The sequence below is a fragment of the Mesocryomonas lacus genome (assembly GCF_055730105.2).
Genome location: NZ_JBUZWF020000004.1, coordinates 504,190 through 521,881, shown reverse-complemented (window position 1 = coordinate 521,881; position 17,692 = coordinate 504,190). Strand labels below are relative to the sequence as shown.

At 65.1% G+C, this 17,692-nt stretch carries 17 protein-coding genes; 12 read left to right on the top strand and 5 right to left on the bottom strand.

Annotation, left to right across the window (positions count from 1 at the left end; genetic code table 11):
• Positions 1-96 precede the first annotated feature (96 nt).
• The 3 genes from pyrG (at position 97) to eno (ending at position 4,009) form a co-directional block, all read left to right on the top strand.
• Positions 97-1,725, top strand: a complete 1,629-nt coding sequence (gene pyrG / locus ACZLZQ_RS16680; protein WP_472933327.1) for a CTP synthase — start codon at positions 97-99, stop codon at positions 1,723-1,725.
• Positions 1,725-2,612 carry a VOC family protein gene (locus tag ACZLZQ_RS16675; protein WP_472950334.1) on the top strand — a complete coding sequence of 296 codons (888 nt, stop codon included), beginning with the start codon at positions 1,725-1,727 and terminating at the stop codon, positions 2,610-2,612. The genes pyrG and ACZLZQ_RS16675 overlap by 1 nt, the downstream gene beginning before the upstream one ends.
• Positions 2,613-2,731: 119 nt before the next feature.
• Positions 2,732-4,009, top strand: a complete 1,278-nt coding sequence (eno, locus tag ACZLZQ_RS16670; protein ID WP_472933329.1) for a phosphopyruvate hydratase — start codon at positions 2,732-2,734, stop codon at positions 4,007-4,009.
• Between the two features lie 127 nt (positions 4,010-4,136).
• Here the strand turns inward: eno and ACZLZQ_RS16665 are convergent, their stop codons facing one another.
• From ACZLZQ_RS16665 to ACZLZQ_RS16655, 3 genes are all read right to left on the bottom strand, one after another.
• Positions 4,137-4,454: a hypothetical protein gene (locus tag ACZLZQ_RS16665; protein WP_472950333.1), complete on the bottom strand. Its 318-nt coding sequence runs from the start codon at positions 4,452-4,454 to the stop codon at positions 4,137-4,139.
• A 204-nt stretch (positions 4,455-4,658) separates the two neighbouring features.
• Positions 4,659-5,840 (bottom strand): zinc-dependent alcohol dehydrogenase, encoded by a 1,182-nt coding sequence (locus ACZLZQ_RS16660; RefSeq protein WP_472933331.1) that lies wholly within the window; start codon positions 5,838-5,840, stop codon positions 4,659-4,661.
• Positions 5,841-5,940: 100 nt separating this feature from the next.
• Positions 5,941-6,891 carry a formate/nitrite transporter family protein gene (locus tag ACZLZQ_RS16655; protein ID WP_472950332.1) on the bottom strand — a complete coding sequence of 317 codons (951 nt, stop codon included), beginning with the start codon at positions 6,889-6,891 and terminating at the stop codon, positions 5,941-5,943.
• 154 nt (positions 6,892-7,045) lie between these two features.
• Here ACZLZQ_RS16655 and ACZLZQ_RS16650 point away from each other — a divergent pair, with 154 nt between their 5' ends.
• From ACZLZQ_RS16650 to ACZLZQ_RS16610, 9 genes are all read left to right on the top strand, one after another.
• Complete coding sequence (locus ACZLZQ_RS16650) at positions 7,046-7,354, top strand: FtsB family cell division protein (protein ID WP_472937619.1); 309 nt, start codon at positions 7,046-7,048, stop codon at positions 7,352-7,354.
• 152 nt (positions 7,355-7,506) lie between these two features.
• Positions 7,507-8,601, top strand: coding sequence for a pyruvate dehydrogenase (acetyl-transferring) E1 component subunit alpha (gene pdhA / locus ACZLZQ_RS16645; protein ID WP_472950331.1), 1,095 nt, complete (start codon positions 7,507-7,509; stop codon positions 8,599-8,601).
• A gap of 11 nt (positions 8,602-8,612) precedes the next feature.
• Positions 8,613-10,037 (top strand): pyruvate dehydrogenase complex E1 component subunit beta, encoded by a 1,425-nt coding sequence (locus ACZLZQ_RS16640; RefSeq protein WP_472950330.1) that lies wholly within the window; start codon positions 8,613-8,615, stop codon positions 10,035-10,037.
• A 12-nt stretch (positions 10,038-10,049) separates the two neighbouring features.
• Positions 10,050-11,444: a pyruvate dehydrogenase complex dihydrolipoamide acetyltransferase gene (locus tag ACZLZQ_RS16635; protein WP_472950329.1), complete on the top strand. Its 1,395-nt coding sequence runs from the start codon at positions 10,050-10,052 to the stop codon at positions 11,442-11,444.
• 10 nt (positions 11,445-11,454) lie between these two features.
• Positions 11,455-12,099 (top strand): SGNH/GDSL hydrolase family protein, encoded by a 645-nt coding sequence (locus ACZLZQ_RS16630; RefSeq protein WP_472950328.1) that lies wholly within the window; start codon positions 11,455-11,457, stop codon positions 12,097-12,099.
• 83 nt (positions 12,100-12,182) lie between these two features.
• Positions 12,183-13,637: a dihydrolipoyl dehydrogenase gene (gene lpdA, locus ACZLZQ_RS16625; RefSeq protein ID WP_472950327.1), complete on the top strand. Its 1,455-nt coding sequence runs from the start codon at positions 12,183-12,185 to the stop codon at positions 13,635-13,637.
• Positions 13,638-14,094: 457 nt separating this feature from the next.
• Positions 14,095-14,358 carry a GlsB/YeaQ/YmgE family stress response membrane protein gene (locus tag ACZLZQ_RS16620; protein WP_472933339.1) on the top strand — a complete coding sequence of 88 codons (264 nt, stop codon included), beginning with the start codon at positions 14,095-14,097 and terminating at the stop codon, positions 14,356-14,358.
• 40 nt (positions 14,359-14,398) lie between these two features.
• Complete coding sequence (gene lipA / locus ACZLZQ_RS16615; protein ID WP_472950326.1) at positions 14,399-15,376, top strand: lipoyl synthase; 978 nt, start codon at positions 14,399-14,401, stop codon at positions 15,374-15,376.
• Between the two features lies 1 nt (position 15,377).
• Positions 15,378-15,842, top strand: coding sequence for a type II toxin-antitoxin system RatA family toxin (locus tag ACZLZQ_RS16610; protein WP_472950325.1), 465 nt, complete (start codon positions 15,378-15,380; stop codon positions 15,840-15,842).
• Here ACZLZQ_RS16610 and ACZLZQ_RS16605 read toward each other — a convergent pair.
• Together ACZLZQ_RS16605 and ACZLZQ_RS16600 are read right to left on the bottom strand one after the other, a co-directional pair.
• Positions 15,815-16,330, bottom strand: a complete 516-nt coding sequence (locus tag ACZLZQ_RS16605) for a CinA family protein (RefSeq protein ID WP_472950324.1) — start codon at positions 16,328-16,330, stop codon at positions 15,815-15,817. The genes ACZLZQ_RS16610 and ACZLZQ_RS16605 overlap by 28 nt on opposite strands.
• Entirely contained in the window at positions 16,327-17,514 is a 1,188-nt protein-coding gene (locus tag ACZLZQ_RS16600; RefSeq protein WP_472950323.1) for a bifunctional 2-C-methyl-D-erythritol 4-phosphate cytidylyltransferase/2-C-methyl-D-erythritol 2,4-cyclodiphosphate synthase, read from the bottom strand. Before ACZLZQ_RS16600 ends, ACZLZQ_RS16605 begins: the two co-directional genes overlap by 4 nt.
• Between the last annotated feature and the right edge of the window lie 178 nt (positions 17,515-17,692).

The window sequence follows — 17,692 nt, the reverse complement described above, 5'->3', positions numbered from 1 at the left end:
GACAGCCACCGACAGGGCGCTCCGAGCGCCCTGTTTCGTTTTGAGGCCGAGTTTCTGACTGGCCGAATCGACTTCTAGCGGTTATCGGGAAGGCCCATGGCGCGATACATCTTCATTACCGGCGGCGTGGTTTCCTCTTTGGGAAAAGGCATCGCCTCGGCAGCCCTTGGGGCTCTCCTGCAGGCCCGTGGCTACCGTGTCCGGCTGCGCAAGCTCGATCCCTACCTCAACGTCGATCCGGGCACGATGAGCCCGACGCAGCACGGCGAGGTGTTCGTCACCGACGACGGCGCCGAGACCGACCTCGACCTTGGGCACTACGAGCGCTTCACCGGCCGCCCGGCCAACAAGATGGACAACATCACGACGGGCCGGATCTACAAGGACATCATCGCCCGGGAGCGCCGCGGCGACTATCTCGGCGCGACCGTCCAGGTCATTCCGCACGTCACCGACGCGATCAAGAATTTCGTGCTCGACGGCAATGAGGAGTTCGACTTCGTGCTCGTCGAGATCGGCGGCACGGTCGGCGACATCGAGGCGATGCCCTTCGTCGAGGCGATCCGTCAGCTCGGCAACGACCTGCCGCGCAACGGCGCGATCTACGTCCACCTGACCTTGATGCCCTACATCGCCACCGCCGGCGAGCTGAAGACCAAGCCGACGCAACACTCCGTCAAGGAACTGCGTTCGATCGGCATCCAGCCCGACATCCTCCTCGTGCGCGCCGACCGGCCGATCCCGGTCGAGGAACGGCGCAAGATGAGCCTCTTCTGCAACGTCCGCGAGACCGCGGTGATCCAGGCGCTTGACGTCGCCTCGATCTACGACGTGCCGAACGCCTATCACCAGGAAGGCCTCGACACCGAGGTGCTCGCCGCTTTCGGCATCGACCCCGCGCCGAAGCCGAAGCTCGAGCGCTGGAACCAGATCTCGCACGGCATCCACAATCCCGAGGGCGAAGTCACCATCGCCATCGTCGGCAAGTACACGGGCCTGAAAGACGCGTACAAGTCGCTGATCGAGGCGCTGCAGCACGGCGGCATCGCCAACAAGGTGCGCGTGAAGCTCGACTGGATCTCGTCCGAAGTGTTCGAGGCCGAGGATCCGACGCCCTATCTCGACCGGGTCAACGGCATCCTGGTGCCCGGCGGCTTCGGCGAGCGCGGTGCCGAGGGCAAGATCCTGGCGGCGAAGTTCGCGCGGGAGCACGAAGTGCCGTATTTTGGCATCTGCTTCGGCATGCAGATGGCGGTGATCGAGGCCGCGCGTTCGCTGGCCGGGATCCACAACGCCGATTCCACCGAGTTCGGCCCGACGTCGGAGCCGCTGGTCGGCCTGATGACCGAATGGATGCGCGGCAACGAGCTGGAGCAGCGGGCGCGCGAGGGCGATCTTGGCGGCACGATGCGGCTCGGTTCCTACCAGGCCTCGCTTGCCGCGGGCTCGCGCATTGCCGGGATCTACGGGGCAACCGAGATCGTCGAGCGCCACCGCCACCGCTACGAGGTGAACCGCGACTACCGCGAGCGTCTCGAGGCGGCCGGCATGGTCTTTGCCGGCATGTCGCCGGACGGCCTCCTGCCGGAGACGGTCGAATTCCCCGACCATCCCTGGTTCATCGGCGTACAGTACCACCCCGAGCTGAAGTCACGGCCGTTCGAGCCGCACCCGCTGTTCTCGTCCTTCATCGCCGCCGCGCTCGAACGCTCGCGGCTGGTCTGATGGCAGGCGTCGCTTCGGTGGCGCCGCGCCGTCTCGATCATCTGGTGTTGCCGGTGGACTCGCTCGCCGGGTCGCGTGCCTTCTTCGAGGCGCTCGGCTTCACCGTCGCGCCGGACGCCGTCCATCCCTTCTGCACGGCGAACGCCTGCGTGTTCTTCGCCGACGGCACCTATCTGGAGCCGCTCGCGGTAGCGGACGCGAACCGCTGTGCGACTGAAGCGCTGGCGGGCAATGTGTTCGTCGCCCGCGACCGGGCGTTTCGGGCTCGGCGCGGTGCACCCGGCTTTTCGGGCATCGCCTTCGCCTCGGAGGATGCCGAGGCCGACCGTGCGGCCTTCTCGGCGGCGGGGCTCGCCGATGGCGAAATCTTCGAATTCTCGCGAGTGTTCCAGGCGGCGGGGACGGAGCGGCGCCTGACATTTCGGCTTGCCTTCGCCCAGGACCGGAGGGTGCCGGACCTCTTCTTTTTCACTTGCCAGGCGATGGCGCCGAAAGGCGACCGGTCGGCGCTTAGCCGCCATGCGAACGGCGTCAGCGGGCTGGCACGGCTGGTGCTGTCGGAGCCACGGTCGGACGACTATGCCGCTTTCATCGGGGACGTCACCGCCGGCGCCGAGGTGATCGCCATCGCAGACGGGCTTTCGGTGGCGCTCGGGCAAAGCGGGTTCGAGGTGCTGGGTGCCGAGGGCATGGCGGAACGCTATGGCCGGCGCCGGGACGGCGAGCGCGGGTTGCGGTTCGAGGGCGTGGTGCTGAGGGTGCCGTCGCTGGCGGCGGTTCAGGCGCTTATGGACGTCGCCGGTCTCCGCGGTCGCCGGCTGGGCGAGCGGCTGGTGGTCGATCTCCTCGGTTCGGACAACGGGTTCATCGCCTTCGAGGAAGGCTGAGCACGCGCCGCAGCACTGGCCGCTCGCCGCAGGGCCGGTTCACGATTTTCCCGAAACGAGTTCAAACTGTCGCCGGCTTGCTCTAAGAGGCTCGCGAAACAGCCGCAAAGGAGTGGGCCATGACTGCGATCATCGACATCATCGGACGCGAAATTCTCGATAGCCGCGGCAACCCGACCGTCGAGGTCGACGTCATCCTCGACGACGGCGCGATGGGCCGCGCGGCGGTGCCGTCGGGCGCGTCGACGGGTGCGCACGAGGCGGTCGAGCTCCGCGATGGCGATGCCCGCTACATGGGCAAGGGCGTCCAGCGCGCCGTGGAAGCCGTCAACGGCGAGATTTTTGAGACTCTGGCCGGCATCGACGCGGAAGGGCAGATCCGGGTCGACCAGCTGCTGATCGAGCTCGACGGCACCGACAACAAGAGCCGCCTCGGCGCCAACGCCATCCTCGGCGTGTCGCTCGCCGTCGCCAAGGCCTCGGCCGATTCCTCCGCGCTGCCGCTCTACCGCTATGTCGGCGGCGCCTCCGCGCATGTCCTGCCGGTGCCGATGATGAACATCATCAATGGCGGCGCGCATGCCGACAACCCGATCGACTTCCAGGAATTCATGATCATGCCGGTCGGCGCGCCGACCTTCGCCGAAGGCCTGCGCATGGGCGCCGAGGTGTTCCACACTCTGAAGAAGATGCTGAAGGACGCCGGCCACAATACCAATGTCGGCGACGAGGGCGGCTTCGCGCCGAACCTTGCCTCGCCGAAGCTGGCACTCGACTTCGTGCTGCACGCGATCGAGAAGGCCGGCTACAAGCCGGGCGAGGACATCTACCTCGCGCTCGACTGCGCCTCGACCGAGTTCTTCAAGGACGGCGTCTACGACCTCGCCGGCGAAGGCCGCAAGCTCTCTCCGAACGACATGGCCGCCTACCTTGCCGAGCTCGCCGGCGCCTATCCCATCATCTCGATCGAGGACGGCATGGGCGAGGACGACTGGGCCGGCTGGAAGACGCTGAGCGACAAGATCGGCTCGTCTTGCCAGCTGGTGGGCGACGACCTGTTCGTGACCAACTCGGCGCGCCTGCGCCAGGGCATCGAGCAGGGCGTGGCCAACTCGATCCTCGTCAAGGTCAACCAGATCGGCACGCTGACCGAGACGCTCGACGCCGTCAGCGTCGCGCACCGCGCCGGCTACACCGCGGTGATGTCGCACCGTTCGGGCGAGACCGAGGATTCGACCATTGCCGATCTCTCGGTTGCCGTGAACTGCGGACAGATCAAGACCGGCTCGCTCGCTCGCTCGGACCGTACCGCCAAGTACAACCAGCTTCTGCGCATCGAGGAAGAACTCGGCGACCAGGCCGTCTATGCCGGTCGTTCGATCCTGCGCCGGCGCTAAGCCGTCAACGTCTGATCGGCTGGGCAACGAATGGAAAAGGCGGGGCTTCGGCTCCGCCTTTTTTCGTTCAGCTATGGCTGCCGTCTGGTCGTATCCGGCGGAGATCGGCAGCAGCACGTGAAGTGCGTCAGCGGACGGCCTTGCACTGGAAACTGTCGCCGCTGGCCGGCGAGAACCAGCCCATCTCGTCGCCGGTGAAGCCCGAGAGCGTGATGATGTAGTCGTCGGCGAACATCAGCGTCCACGAGCCGTCGCTGCCTTCCTGGACCTCCTCGATCGGCAAGGTCTCCGACCCGTTGTTGTAGGTGTCCGCCGTGAAGGTGAAGGTCTCGACCTCACAGTCCCAGGTCCCGATGAAAGGCATGCCGGCATCGTCAGCAGAGGCAGGTCCGGCGGTGACCAGCGTGGCGGCCAGAAGGCAAGCGAAAAGCGTCGTTCTGGCCATAGGTCATCTCCCAAAAGTTCAGCGAGCTTATAATTGGACGATACTGCGCGTCGAGAGCTGGGCGGGGGGCATTGCGTGAATTCCGCTTGCGGCACGTTTTCGAACGAGCGGTCGCAAAATCCCGCGGGCACCCCCCCGATGGCGGCACATGAAAAAGGCGCGGCCTTGCGGTCGCGCCTCCTTGCTTCGCAGTGCGTTCGAGCCTTAGCCGTGCGGCTTGAAGATCACCTTGGTGCAGGCGTCCTTTTTGTCGCGGAAGGTCTCGTAGAGGGCAGGGCCGTCTTCCAGCGAGGTCGCGCGGTGGCTGATGATGAAGGACGGGTCGATCTCGCCGTTCTGGATGCGCTGGAGCAACGGCTCCATGTAGCGCTTCATGTGGGTCTGGCCGGTCTTGATCGTCAGCCCCTTGTTCATGACGAGACCCAGCGCCACCGGACCGGACGGGCCAGCGTAGACGCCGGGCATCGAGACCGTGCCACCCGGGCGGCAGGCGAGAACCGCCTGGTTAAAGGCAAACGGGCGCTCCATCGAGACCGTGGCGGACATCACCGCCGACGACACTTTCTGCGCGAGCGTATCGGCGCCGTGCGCCTCCATGCCGACGGCCTCGATGACCGAGTCCGGCCCCTGGCCGTTGGTCATCTCCATCAGCGTTTCCTGGACGACCTGTTCGCCGAAGTCGATGGTCTCGGCACCCGCCGACCGCGCGAGGGCCAAGCGCTCCGGCACGGTGTCGATCGCGATGACGCGCTCGGCGCCCAAGAGGAAGCAGCTCTTGATGGCGAGTACGCCGACCGGGCCGCAGCCCCATACCGCGACGGTGTCGCCCGGCTGGATGTTGCAGTTCTCGGCGGCCATGTAGGCGGTCGGGAAGATGTCGGAGAGGAAGAGTACCTGCTCGTCGTCGAGACCGTCCGGGATGACGATCGGGTTCACGTCGGCATAGGGGACGCGCATGTACTCGGCTTGGCCGCCGGAGAAGCCGCCGGTGATGTGCGAGAAGCCGTAAAGGCCGGCGAGCGGATAGCCGAAAGTCTCGGCCTGAAGCTTGCCGTTCGGGTTGGTGCGCTCGCAGCACGACCAGTTGCCCCACTTGCACTGCCGGCACTCGCCGCAGGAGATGGTGAACGGCACGACAATGCGGTCACCGACCTTCAGCTTGCCCGCGGCACCGCGGCCGACTTCCATGACCTCGCCCATGGTCTCGTGGCCGAGAATGTCGCCGTGCTCCATCGTCGGCATGAAGCCGCCCATCAGGTGAAGGTCGGAGCCGCAGATCGCGCACGCCGTCACCTTGATGACGACGTCACGATCGTCCTCGATGATCGGATCGGGGACGGATTCGCAGCGGATGTCGCCCTTGCCGTGCCAGGTAAGTGCCTTCATGGAATGTCTCCTTCTGTAAGAAGGGACAAATCCTCGGGATGCGCGAGGTTGCGGTACGGTTTCGATCATTCGCGCCGGACGTCGATCCAGCGCAACGCCGTCAATCGACCGGCGAGGTCTCGCTGCCCAGTGCCTTCGTCCGGCCGAAGGCCCATTGGCGCCAGGTCAGGCGATCGCCGTAGCGCTCGAACATCGCGGACTCTTTCTGGGCGCCGAACTGCACGTAGTTGACGATCGCGACGAACAGGATGCCGCCCACCGTGTTGCCGACGATGATCGGCAAGATGAAGTTCGGCCAGAGCGACCAGAACGGGCCGTCGCCCTCGAAAGCGAGGAAGAAAACCTCGACCGAGGACGTCACGACATGGAAGAAACTGGCGACGCCGACGAAATACATCAGGAACCAGACGATCAGGATTTTTGAGATCGTGTCCATGGCCGCGTGCACCAGCCAGACCATGGAGGCGACGATCCAGCCGGCGATGAGGGCTTTCGAGAACAGCGTCAGCCCCGGTGTCTCGACGGCGTGCTCGCCGATCTTCAAGGCGATCTCGATCGCCTTCGGGTCGAGGACGTGGGCATAGGAGAGGAGGGCGGCGACCGCCACGGCGCCGATCATGTTGGCGAGGAGCACGACGCCCCAGAGGCGGAGCAGGTTGGCAAGGCTCGCGAGCTTGGTGAGGACAAGGACCACCGGCGTCAGCGTGTTCTCGGTGAACAGCTGGTAGCGGCCGATGACGATGATGAAGAAGCCGACGGGATACATCAGCGTGCCCAGAAGCCCCGGCATCTCCTCGCCGGCGGCCTCGGTGAAGATCACCTTGGCGAGGAAGCTGAGGCCGAGCGCGAAGCCGGCGGTGAGCCCGCTGAAAAACAGGAATTTCGAGCTGGCGTCGAGCTCGTGGTCGGCGGTGGCGAGAACGCGGGCGAAAATCTCCTCGAAGGCGAAATAGTCGCTGAGGGTGTCGCCGGCGGACGGGGGATTGTCCATCTGTTCGCGCGGCGACGGGGTCCGTTCCGGCGCTGCGCCTGCCAAGTCGTCCTTGCTCATGTCTCGTCCTGTTGATGGTGCCGGCGGGTGCGGCAAACCGTCCTGGCATCGGAAGGTTCAGAAGAAGTCGTGTGGCAGGGCATTTCTGCAAGGGCAACAGGCTTAACCGGGCTTTAAAGCTCGGCGTGGCAAGGTCTGCGCAATGGAGAAGCCGATGCGCACGAAACAATACCGCCAGAGCAAGATGGGCCGCCTGATCGTGCCGACGATCGCGCTGAGCTTTCTCGCCTACTTCGCCTTTCATGCGCAGAGCGGCAAGTTCGGCATGGAATCGAAAGTGCTGCTCGCCCAGGAACTGGCGGCGAGTCAGGAGCGCTATGCCAAGCTCGTGGTTCAGCGCGAGGGCCTTGAACGGCGTGTCCAGCTGCTGCACGACGGAACGCTGGAGCGTGATATGATCGACGAGCGCGCCCGTCGTCTCCTGGGCTACAGCGCGCCGGACGAAATCACCATCATGCGCTAGTAACCTGAATTCAGTTAAATATGCTGCATTGCGGTAGTTTAACTGAAATCTGGTATAAGAAATCCGCTCGCTTGCTCCCTTGGTCCGGAAGACTATAATCCGCGCCAATCCGCAGCCCTCTCGGGGTGCGATCACTGGATCGGGAGGGCGCGATGGCGACCACGAAGCAGAAGAAGCCGGACCTCGACCTCTTGGGCGATTCCGTGCCCGAGGCGGCCGTCGTCGCGCCGCAGGTCGGCCAGATCGACGCCCCGGCACCGCTGCAGTTCACCAAGGACGAGGATCTCAAGGCGTATCGCGAGATGCTCCTGATCCGCCGCTTCGAGGAAAAGGCCGGCCAGCTCTACGGCATGGGCTTCATCGGCGGTTTCTGCCACCTCTATATCGGCCAGGAAGCCGTCGTCGTCGGCATGCAGATGTCGCTGAAGGACGGCGACCAGGTCATCACCGGCTACCGCGACCACGGCCACATGCTGGCCACCGGCATGGAATCGCGCGGCGTGATGGCCGAGCTGACCGGCCGGCAGGGCGGCTACTCCCGCGGCAAGGGCGGGTCGATGCACATGTTCTCCAAGGAGAAGAAGTTCTACGGCGGCCACGGCATCGTCGGCGCCCAGGTGTCGATCGGCACAGGCCTCGCCTTCGCCAACCGCTACAACGGCAATGATTCGATCTCGCTGACCTATTTCGGCGACGGCGCATCCAACCAGGGCCAGGTCTACGAGAGCTTCAACATGGCCTCGCTGTGGAAGCTGCCGGTGGTCTACATCATCGAGAACAACCGCTACGCCATGGGCACCTCGGTCAGCCGCGCCTCGGCCGAGACGAATTTTGCCCACCGCGGCCTGTCCTTCAAGATTCCGGGCATCCAGGTCGACGGCATGGACGTGCGCGCGGTGAAGGCGGCGGGCGATCTCGCTGCCGAGCATTGCCGTTCGGGTGCAGGGCCGATCATCCTGGAGATGATGACCTACCGCTACCGCGGCCACTCGATGTCGGATCCGGCAAAATACCGGTCGCGCGACGAGGTGCAGAAGATGCGCTCCGACCATGACCCAATCGAGCAGGCCAAGCAGCGCCTCTTGGAATCGCACGGCGTGTCTGAAGACGAGCTGAAGGGCATCGACAAGGACGTGCGCGACATCGTCGCCGACGCTGCCGACTTCGCCCAGAACGATCGAGAGCCGGATCCCTCGGAGCTGTGGACGGACATCTACGCCGACGAAACGCCCCAGGCCGCCGAGTAGGAGAGGCAGACATGCCCACCGATATTTTGATGCCCGCCCTCTCGCCGACGATGGAAGAGGGTACCGTCTCCAAGTGGATCAAGCAGGAAGGCGATAAGGTCGCCCCCGGTGACGTGATCGCCGAGATCGAGACCGACAAGGCAACGATGGAAGTCGAGGCCGTGGACGAAGGCACGATCGGCAAGATCGTCGTCCCCGCCGGCACCGAGAACGTGAAGGTCAACGCCGTCATCGCCGTGCTGCTCGCCGAGGGCGAGGATGCCGGCGCGATGAACGGTGCGAAGGCCGCGCCGTCGGCGCCCGCAGCCGAGGCGGCGGTGTCGAAGACCGAGCCTGCCGGTGCGTCCGGGGAGAAGGCGCAGTCCGAGTCGGAGGCCACCAAGGTTCCGGCGGCGGCCAAGGCCCATATGGACGGCGATGCCGACGAGGCCGAGTACCCCGAGGGCACCGAGATGGTGCAGACCACGGTCCGCGACGCGCTGCGCGACGCGATGGCCGAGGAAATGCGCCGCGAGGAGAAGGTCTTCCTGATGGGCGAGGAAGTCGCCGAGTATCAGGGTGCCTACAAGATCAGCCAGGGCCTGCTGGAAGAGTTCGGTGCCCGCCGCGTCGTCGACACGCCGATCACCGAGCACGGCTTCGCCGGCCTGGGTGTCGGTGCGGCCTTTGCGGGCCTGCGCCCGATCGTCGAGTTCATGACCTTCAACTTCGCCATGCAGGCAATCGACCAGATCATCAACTCTGCCGCCAAGACGCTCTACATGGCCGGCGGCCAGATGGGCTGCCCGATCGTGTTCCGCGGCCCGAATGGCGCGGCCGCCCGCGTCGGCGCCCAGCACAGCCAGGATTTCACCGCCTGGTACGGCCAGATCCCGGGCCTCAAGGTCGTGACGCCGTTCTCGGCGGCCGACGCCAAGGGCTTGCTGAAGTCTGCTATCCGCGATCCGAACCCGGTGGTCTTCCTCGAGAACGAGATCATGTACGGCCAGACCTTCGACGTTCCGAAAGGCGATGACTGGACCGTGCCGATCGGCAAGGCGCGCATCCACCGTAAGGGCAAGGACGTCACCATCGTGTCGTTCTCGATCGGCATGACCTATGCGATCGCTGCCGCCGAGGAACTGGCTAAGGAAGGCATCGACTGCGAGATCATCGATCTCCGGACGATCCGGCCGATGGACATGGAGACGGTGATCCGTTCGGTGCAGAAGACCAACCGCTGCGTCACGGTCGAGCAGGGCTGGCCGCAGTCTTCGATCGGCTCGCACATCGCCTCTGAGCTGATGGAGCGCGCCTTCGACCACCTCGACGCGCCGGTGCTGAAGGTGACGGGCAAGGACGTTCCGATGCCCTATGCCGCGAATCTCGAAAAGCTGGCGCTGCCGACCGTGCAGGACGTCATCGATGCGGTGAAAGCCGTCTGCTACCGCGCTTAAGGGAAGAGCCCGATGCCGATCAATGTGACGATGCCGGCCCTCTCTCCGACCATGGAAGAAGGCACGCTCTCGAAATGGCTGGTGAAGGAGGGGGACAAGGTCTCCTCCGGCGACGTGCTGGCCGAGATCGAGACCGACAAGGCGACGATGGAAGTCGAGGCGGTCGACGAGGGCACGGTGGCCAAGATCGTCGTGCCCGCGGGGACCGAGGGCGTGAAGGTCAACGCGGTGATTGCGGTGCTGACGGCCGAAGGCGAGAGCGCCGGGGATGCCGCAGCGCCGGCGCCTGCGCCCGCCAAGGCGGAAGCGCCGGCTGCGGGCGGCCAGAGCGCTGCCGCCAAGGCCGACGACGTCGCGGTGACGGCTGAGGCTGCTCCGCCGAAGGAGACGCGCGACACCGGCAAGGCTGCGCCGGCTCCTGCCAAAGCTTCCGGCGCGTCTGGCGACCGGGTCGTCGCCTCCCCGCTGGCCAAGCGCATCGCCAAGAAGTCCGGCGTCGATCTGTCCGGCGTCACCGGCTCAGGCCCGCACGGGCGTATCGTCAAGGCTGACGTCGAGGCCGCCGCCAAGGCTGGTCCGAGCGCTGCTGCCGCCAAGGCCGAGACGCCCGCTGCCGCTGCCCCGAGCGCTGCCGCGGCTCCGGCTCCCGCCAAGGGCCAGAGCGACGAGCAGATCATGAAGCTCTTCCCCGAGGGCTCCTACGAGACCGTGCCGCATGACGGCATGCGCAAGATCATCGCCAAGCGCCTCGTCGAGGCGAAGTCGACGATCCCGCATTTTTACCTGACGGTCGATTGCGAGCTCGACGCGCTGCTGGCGCTGCGCGCCCAGCTGAACGCCGCCGCGCCATCGGTGAAGTCCGATGCCGGCGACAAGCCTGCCTACAAGCTCTCGGTCAACGACATGGTGATCAAGGCCCTGGCGATGGCGCTGAAGGCGGTGCCGGACGCCAACGTCTCCTGGACCGAGAGCGTGATGCTGAAGCACAAGCACGCCGATGTCGGCGTTGCCGTCTCGATCGAGGGCGGGCTGATCACGCCGATCATCCGCCGCGCCGAGGAGAAGACGCTGTCGACCATCTCGAACGAGATGAAGGACCTCGCCAAGCGCGCCCGCGACCGCAAGCTGAAGCCGGAAGAGTTCCAGGGCGGCACGTCGGCGGTGTCCAACCTCGGCATGTTCGGGGTCAAGGACTTCGCCGCGGTGATCAACCCGCCGCATGCGACGATCCTTGCCGTCGGCGCCGGCGAGCCGCGCGCGGTGGTGAAGGACGGGGCGGTGGCCGTGGCGACCGTCATGTCGGTGACGCTGTCGACTGACCACCGGGCCGTCGACGGGGCGCTCGGCGCCGAACTGATCTCGGCGTTCAAGAAGTACATCGAGAACCCTATGGGCATGCTGGTCTAGGAACCGTCAGATGAAGAGCGTGCTGTGCTTCGGTGACTCGCTGACCTGGGGCTATGATCCGGCTACCGCCGTTCGGCACGCTTTTGCCGACCGTTGGCCGACGGTGCTCGGACAGGGGCTCGGGGAGGGGGTCACCATCATCCCCGAGGGCCTCAACGGGCGCACCACCTGCTTCGACGACCACACGGCGGCCGCCGAGCGGAACGGCGTGAAGACGTTGCCGACGCTGCTCGCGACGCACGATCCGCTGGACCTCGTGATCCTTTTCCTCGGTACCAACGACCTTAAGCGCCATACCGGCGGCGGGCGGGTGTTCGAGGCGCGGATCGGCATGGAGCGGCTGGTCGAAATCGTCCAGAAGTTTCCCTACCACCGGGGCTTCGCGGCGCCCGAGATCCTGATCATCGCCCCGCCGCACTTCGTCGAAACCGAGGATCCGGACATGAAGGCGCTGCTCGGCCATAGCCTTGCCGAGTCCCAGGAGTTCGGCACAGCCTATGCGCTGGTGGCCGACGAATACGGTATTGATGTCTTTGATGCCGGCGAGGTGGCGCAGTGCTCGCCGCTCGACGGCTTCCATCTCGATGCCGCCAACACGCGGGCGATCGGCGACGCACTGGTGCCGCAGGTGCAGGCGATCCTCTCCCGGCGCTAGGCTGCCATGCGGCGAGGGCGGATGCGTTCGCCGGGGGCATCGCCTACATCAACCATACTTCGACTGCTGCAAGGACGAACGCGATGGCCGACATCTATGACATCCTCATCATCGGCTCGGGTCCCGGCGGCTACGTCACCGCAATCCGTGCCGCCCAGCTCGGCTTCAAGGTCGGCATCGTCGAGCGCGAGCATCTCGGCGGCATCTGCCTGAACTGGGGCTGCATCCCGACCAAGGCACTGCTGCGCTCGGCCGAGATCTACCACTATGCCGAACACGCCTCGAACTACGGCTTGAAAATTGCCAAGCCCGAGTTCGACATGGGCGATGTCGTCAAGCGCTCGCGCGGCGTCTCGGCGCAGCTGAACGCCGGCGTCGGCTTCCTGATGAAGAAGAACAAGATCGACGTCATCTGGGGCGAGGCGAAGATCACCAAGGCCGGCAAGGGCGCGCCCGCCGAAATCGTGGTCGGCAAGATGCAGAAGCCGGTCGTGACGCCGCAGAACCCCGTGCCGAAGGGCGTTCTCGGGGAGGGCACCTATCAGGCCAAGCACATCATCGTTGCCACCGGCGCCCGGCCGCGCGTTCTGCCCGGCATCGAGCCGGACGGCGACCGGATCTGGACCTATTTCGAGGCGATGAAGCCGGCGGAAATGCCGAAATCGCTGATCGTCATGGGCTCGGGCGCCATCGGCATTGAGTTCGCCTCCTTCTACCGGACCATGGGCGCGGAGGTGACCGTGGTCGAGCTGCTGCCAACCATCATGCCGGTCGAGGACGCCGAAATCTCGGCGCTTGCCCGCAAGTCTTTCGAGAAGCAAGGCATCAAGATCGTCACCGACACCAAGGTCACGAAGGTCACGAAGTCCTCGACCGGCGTCACCGTCGAGACCGAGGGCAAGGACGGCAAGAAAGAAAGCCTCACCGCCGAGCGGCTGATCTCGGCGATCGGCGTGCAGGGCAATTCGGAAGGGCTGAACCTCGAGGCGATCGGCGTCGCGATCAACCGCGGCATCATCACCACCGACGGCTTCGGCAAGACCAATGTCGAGGGCATCTACGCCATCGGCGATGTTTCCGGCCCGCCGATGCTGGCGCACAAGGCCGAGCACGAGGGCGTCATCTGCGTCGAGGCGATCAAGGGCCTGAAGCCGCATCCGATGAAGAAGGAGCGCATTCCCGGCTGCACCTACTGCCACCCGCAGGTCGCCTCCGTCGGCCTCACCGAGGCCAAGGCCAAGGAGGGCGGCCGCGAGGTCAAGGTCGGCCGGTTCAAGTTCGCTGGCAACGGCAAGGCGATCGCGCTCGGCGAGCCGGAAGGCATGGTCAAGACGATCTTCGACGCCAAGACCGGCGAGCTCCTCGGTGCCCACATGATCGGCGCGGAGGTGACCGAACTGATCCAGGGCTACGTCGTCGCGATGGGATTGGAAACGACTGAGGAGGAGCTGATGCACACCGTGTTCCCGCACCCGACTCTCTCGGAGATGATGCATGAGAGCGTGCTCGACGCGTATGGGCGGGTGATCCACCAGTAAGCGGGAGACAAGTAGAATACGGCGGCGGCGGTATTGGATGCGCTGCGAATTGAAGGCGACACGTCCGAAATGGGCCTGACGTTTCCGGTTCGTCATCCCGGGCTTGACCCGGGATCCATTCCAAGCCACCGAACGAGGCATGTCCGGTGGACATTCCGTCTTTCTGTCTCGGACCATGCTTCATGGCGGTTGAGGAATGGATCCCGGGTCAAGCCCGGGATGACAAAATTGAAGGGTCGGCGGGCAACGGGGGTTGGTTTGATCACTATCGCCCCAGTTCACCGACGGCGCTAACAACGCATTTCCACGCTTGCTGCGGCGTAGGCGAACAGTACTCCGGCCAACTCCATCTTGGTTCCATTCTCGCGAAATAATATTTAATCCTGCCACCATCTTGCCAAATTCGTGACCCGCACGACTTCGTTCACGACAACAATGTCGACAGCGGAGAATGAACATGAATACGAATGGCGTGGGCTGGATTGGTGCCATCATCGTCGGTGCAGTCGCGGGTTGGCTGGCCGAGCAGTTTATGAAGAGCAACATGGGTCTCTTCATGAATATCATTCTCGGCATCGTGGGCGCCATCGTCCTCAATGCCATTCTCGCGGCGATCGGCTTCAGCTTCGGCACCGGTCTCATCGCCTATCTCATCACCGGCTTCATCGGTGCCTGCCTGCTGATCGCAGTGGCACGGATGTTCCGCGGCAGCCGCGCCTAGCAGCGTTGCAAGGACCGCGGCGGAACCTTAGATTGGTGCCATGGTCACGGTCATTGATACTCTTCGTGGAGCCGGGGACGTTGTTCCCCGGCTTCGTCATCCCGAAAAAGCCCATCGTCCTGACTCCGTGGATACGCTGCCGAAGCCGGACTGGATCCGCGTAAAGGCGCCGGTGTCCATTGGGTATTTTGAGACGAAGGAAATCGTTAAATCGAACAACCTCGTCACCGTGTGCGAGGAAGCCGGCTGCCCTAACATCGGCGGGTGCTGGGAGAAGAAACACGCGACCTTCATGATCATGGGCGGTATCTGCACGCGGGCTTGCGCCTTCTGCAATGTCGCGACCGGCAAGCCGAATGCGCTGGACGCCAGCGAACCGGCGAGCGTCGGCAGGGCCGTCGCCAAGATGGGCCTCACCCATGTGGTAATCACCTCGGTCGACCGGGACGATCTTGCCGACGGCGGCGCCGAGCATTTTGCCGAGACGATCCGCGCCATTCGCGCTGCGGCCCCGATGACAACGATCGAAATCCTGACGCCCGATTTCCTGCGCAAGCCCGGCGCGCTGGAGACGGTGGTCGCGGCCAAGCCCGACGTTTTCAACCACAATCTCGAGACCGTCCCGTCGAACTACCTCACGGTTCGTCCGGGGGCCCGCTATTTTCATTCCATTCGATTGCTGCAGCAAGTGAAAGAACTCGATCCAGAAATCTTCACCAAGTCCGGCATCATGGTCGGGCTCGGCGAGGAGCGGAACGAGGTCCTTCAATTGATGGACGATCTGCGAAGCGCCGACGTCGACTTCCTGACGATCGGCCAGTATCTGCAGCCTACCAAGAAGCATCACGCCGTCATGCGATATATTCCGCCTGCCGAGTTCGACTCCTATGCGACGGTGGCCCTCAGCAAGGGCTTTCTCGTCGTGGCCTCGAGCCCGCTGACCCGCTCGTCCCACCATGCCGGCGAGGATTTTCTGCGGCTGAAGGCAGCCCGTATAGCGCGTCAGGTCGCAGCCTAACATGCCGACATTCGAGACAAGCCGCCCTGTGCGGCACGACGCCGACAAGATGTTTGCCTTGGTGGCCGATGTCGAGCGCTACCCGGAGTTCGTGCCGCTTTGCCAGAGCCTGAAAATTAGGGACCGGCGTGAAGGCGAGGGCAAGACCTTGCTGGTGGCCGACATGACCGTCGCCTACAAGCTGCTGCGCGAAAGCTTCGCTTCGCAGGTGCTGCTTAAGCCGTCCGAGCGGCAGATCGACGTGAAATACATCGACGGTCCGTTCCGCTACCTCAACAACCGCTGGAATTTCGAGCCTCTGCCGAACGGCGGATGCGAAGTTAAATTTTTCATCGACTACGAGTTCAAGAGCCGGACGCTCGGGCTCGTGATGGGCTCGATGTTCGACTACGCCTTCCGCCGCTTCAGCGCGGCCTTCGAGAAGCGCGCCGACGAGATCTACGGCGTGGTGCCCGCCGTCTCCTGAAGCCAGGCGTCGAGCATTGCGAAGGCCGTGGCGATGGTCTCCAGCCGCACCCGGCGTCGGCCGAGATCGCCGAAGCGCATGGCGCGGTGAACCGTACCAGCGCGACTGGCGAGACCGAAATGCACAAGGCCGACTGGCTTCTCCGGCGAGCCGCCGCCGGGACCGGCAATGCCGGTCACCGCGACGGCGACCGCGGCTTTCGAGCGGGTGAGGGCGCCTTCCGCCATCGCCCGCGCCACTGGCTCCGACACGGCGCCATGCGCGTCGATCAGCGCTGCGGGAACGCCGATCATTTCCGTCTTCGCCGCATTGGAATAGGTGACGAAGCCGCGGTCTAGCACTGCCGATGAGCCGGCGATGTCGGTAATGAAGCCGGCGATAAGGCCGCCGGTGCAGGATTCGGCGGTGGCGATCATCGCGCCTCTCTCGGTGAAGGCCGCGACCAGCCGGGCTGCGTGCTCGCCGAGTTGTTCCGCCGAGACGCTCATGCGCCGTCGCCGTAGACGACGCTGGCCGTCGCGATCGCGGCGATCCCCTCGCGGCGGCCGATGAAGCCGATGGTCTCGTTCGTTGTCGCCTTCACCGAGACGCGGAAGGGCTCGAGGCCGGTCATATCGGCAATCGCCGCGCACATCGCTTCGCGGTGCGGTGCGACCTTTGGCGCCTCGCTGATCAGCGTGATGTCGACATTGCAGATCCGGCCGCCGTGACGGCGCAGCAGTTCGACGGCATGGCGGACGAAGATGTGCGAGGCCGCACCCCGCCATTGCGGATCGCTCGGCGGAAAATGCGTGCCGATGTCGCCTTCGCCGCAGGTGGCGAGCAGCGCGTCGGTGAGGGCGTGCAGGCCGACATCGGCGTCGGAATGGCCGAGCAGCGTCTGGTCGTGCGCGATCCTGACGCCGCAGAGGGTCACGTGGTCGCCGGGCACGAGCTGGTGCACGTCGTAGCCATTGCCGGTGCGAACGTCGATCATGCTTCCCCGCATCAGTCGGTCGGCCCGGACGATGTCGTCCTGCCGGGTGAGTTTGACATTGGCCGGCGTGCCCTCGACGAGGCGGACGGCCATCCCGGCCCACTCCGCCACCGCGGCGTCGTCGGTAAAGTCCGAAAGGCCGGCCTCGGCAGCAGCAGCATGGGCCGCACGGATCTCGGAATAGGGAAACCCTTGCGGCGTCTGCGCCGCGAAGATGCCGGCACGGTCGACCGTTTCGGCGATGTGGCCCTCGGCGCCGCCGCGTTTCAGCGTATCGGCGACCGCCAGCGCCGGCAAGGCGCCGACACCGTCGGCGACGGCATCGACGACGCGAGCGATGGTGGCGGCGTCGATGAAGGGGCGGGCCGCATCGTGCAGCAGGACGATATCCGGCGCGAGGTCGGCGAGCGCCTCGATGCCGCAGCGCACGGAGCCCTGGCGGGTGCCGGCGCCCGGCACGACGATCAGTTCTGCGGCGATGGACCGGCGGGCCTTTTCGAACAGCGCGGCATCATCGGGATGGATGACGACGACGATGGTGTCGACGAGGCCAGAGGCGGCAAAGGCGCGCAGGGTGTGGGTCAGCACGGCCTCACCGGCGAGCGTCCGGTACTGCTTCGGCCCCTCGGCGGATTGGCCGGCGCGCTCGCCGCGTCCGGCCGCCAGGATGACGGCGGCTGTCCTGCGATCCGGCATCCTTTTCAGCTCCCCTTCATCAATCTGGTGGGGAAGGACCATAACAGTGTGTGCGCTGCAAGAGATGTGCTTGTCTTTTGTGCATCGCTCGATAGATTGCCGGGGACATGACAAAAGAATCGACAACGCACACGGATGCCCAACCATTAGGCGGAGGCGACGCTTCCGTCCCGGACGC

Bases quoted from the DNA above. Each gene is read 5' to 3' on its own strand.
- pyrG (WP_472933327.1), top strand. From the start codon at position 97: ATGGCGCGATACATCTTCATTACCGGCGGCGTGGTTTCCTCTTTGGGA.
- ACZLZQ_RS16675 (WP_472950334.1), top strand. From the start codon at position 1,725: ATGGCAGGCGTCGCTTCGGTGGCGCCGCGCCGTCTCGATCATCTGGTG.
- eno (WP_472933329.1), top strand. From the start codon at position 2,732: ATGACTGCGATCATCGACATCATCGGACGCGAAATTCTCGATAGCCGC.
- ACZLZQ_RS16665 (WP_472950333.1), bottom strand. From the start codon at position 4,454: ATGGCCAGAACGACGCTTTTCGCTTGCCTTCTGGCCGCCACGCTGGTC.
- ACZLZQ_RS16660 (WP_472933331.1), bottom strand. From the start codon at position 5,840: ATGAAGGCACTTACCTGGCACGGCAAGGGCGACATCCGCTGCGAATCC.
- ACZLZQ_RS16655 (WP_472950332.1), bottom strand. From the start codon at position 6,891: ATGAGCAAGGACGACTTGGCAGGCGCAGCGCCGGAACGGACCCCGTCG.
- ACZLZQ_RS16650 (WP_472937619.1), top strand. From the start codon at position 7,046: ATGCGCACGAAACAATACCGCCAGAGCAAGATGGGCCGCCTGATCGTG.
- pdhA (WP_472950331.1), top strand. From the start codon at position 7,507: ATGGCGACCACGAAGCAGAAGAAGCCGGACCTCGACCTCTTGGGCGAT.
- ACZLZQ_RS16640 (WP_472950330.1), top strand. From the start codon at position 8,613: ATGCCCACCGATATTTTGATGCCCGCCCTCTCGCCGACGATGGAAGAG.
- ACZLZQ_RS16635 (WP_472950329.1), top strand. From the start codon at position 10,050: ATGCCGATCAATGTGACGATGCCGGCCCTCTCTCCGACCATGGAAGAA.
- ACZLZQ_RS16630 (WP_472950328.1), top strand. From the start codon at position 11,455: ATGAAGAGCGTGCTGTGCTTCGGTGACTCGCTGACCTGGGGCTATGAT.
- lpdA (WP_472950327.1), top strand. From the start codon at position 12,183: ATGGCCGACATCTATGACATCCTCATCATCGGCTCGGGTCCCGGCGGC.
- ACZLZQ_RS16620 (WP_472933339.1), top strand. From the start codon at position 14,095: ATGAATACGAATGGCGTGGGCTGGATTGGTGCCATCATCGTCGGTGCA.
- lipA (WP_472950326.1), top strand. From the start codon at position 14,399: ATGGTCACGGTCATTGATACTCTTCGTGGAGCCGGGGACGTTGTTCCC.
- ACZLZQ_RS16610 (WP_472950325.1), top strand. From the start codon at position 15,378: ATGCCGACATTCGAGACAAGCCGCCCTGTGCGGCACGACGCCGACAAG.
- ACZLZQ_RS16605 (WP_472950324.1), bottom strand. From the start codon at position 16,330: ATGAGCGTCTCGGCGGAACAACTCGGCGAGCACGCAGCCCGGCTGGTC.
- ACZLZQ_RS16600 (WP_472950323.1), bottom strand. From the start codon at position 17,514: ATGCCGGATCGCAGGACAGCCGCCGTCATCCTGGCGGCCGGACGCGGC.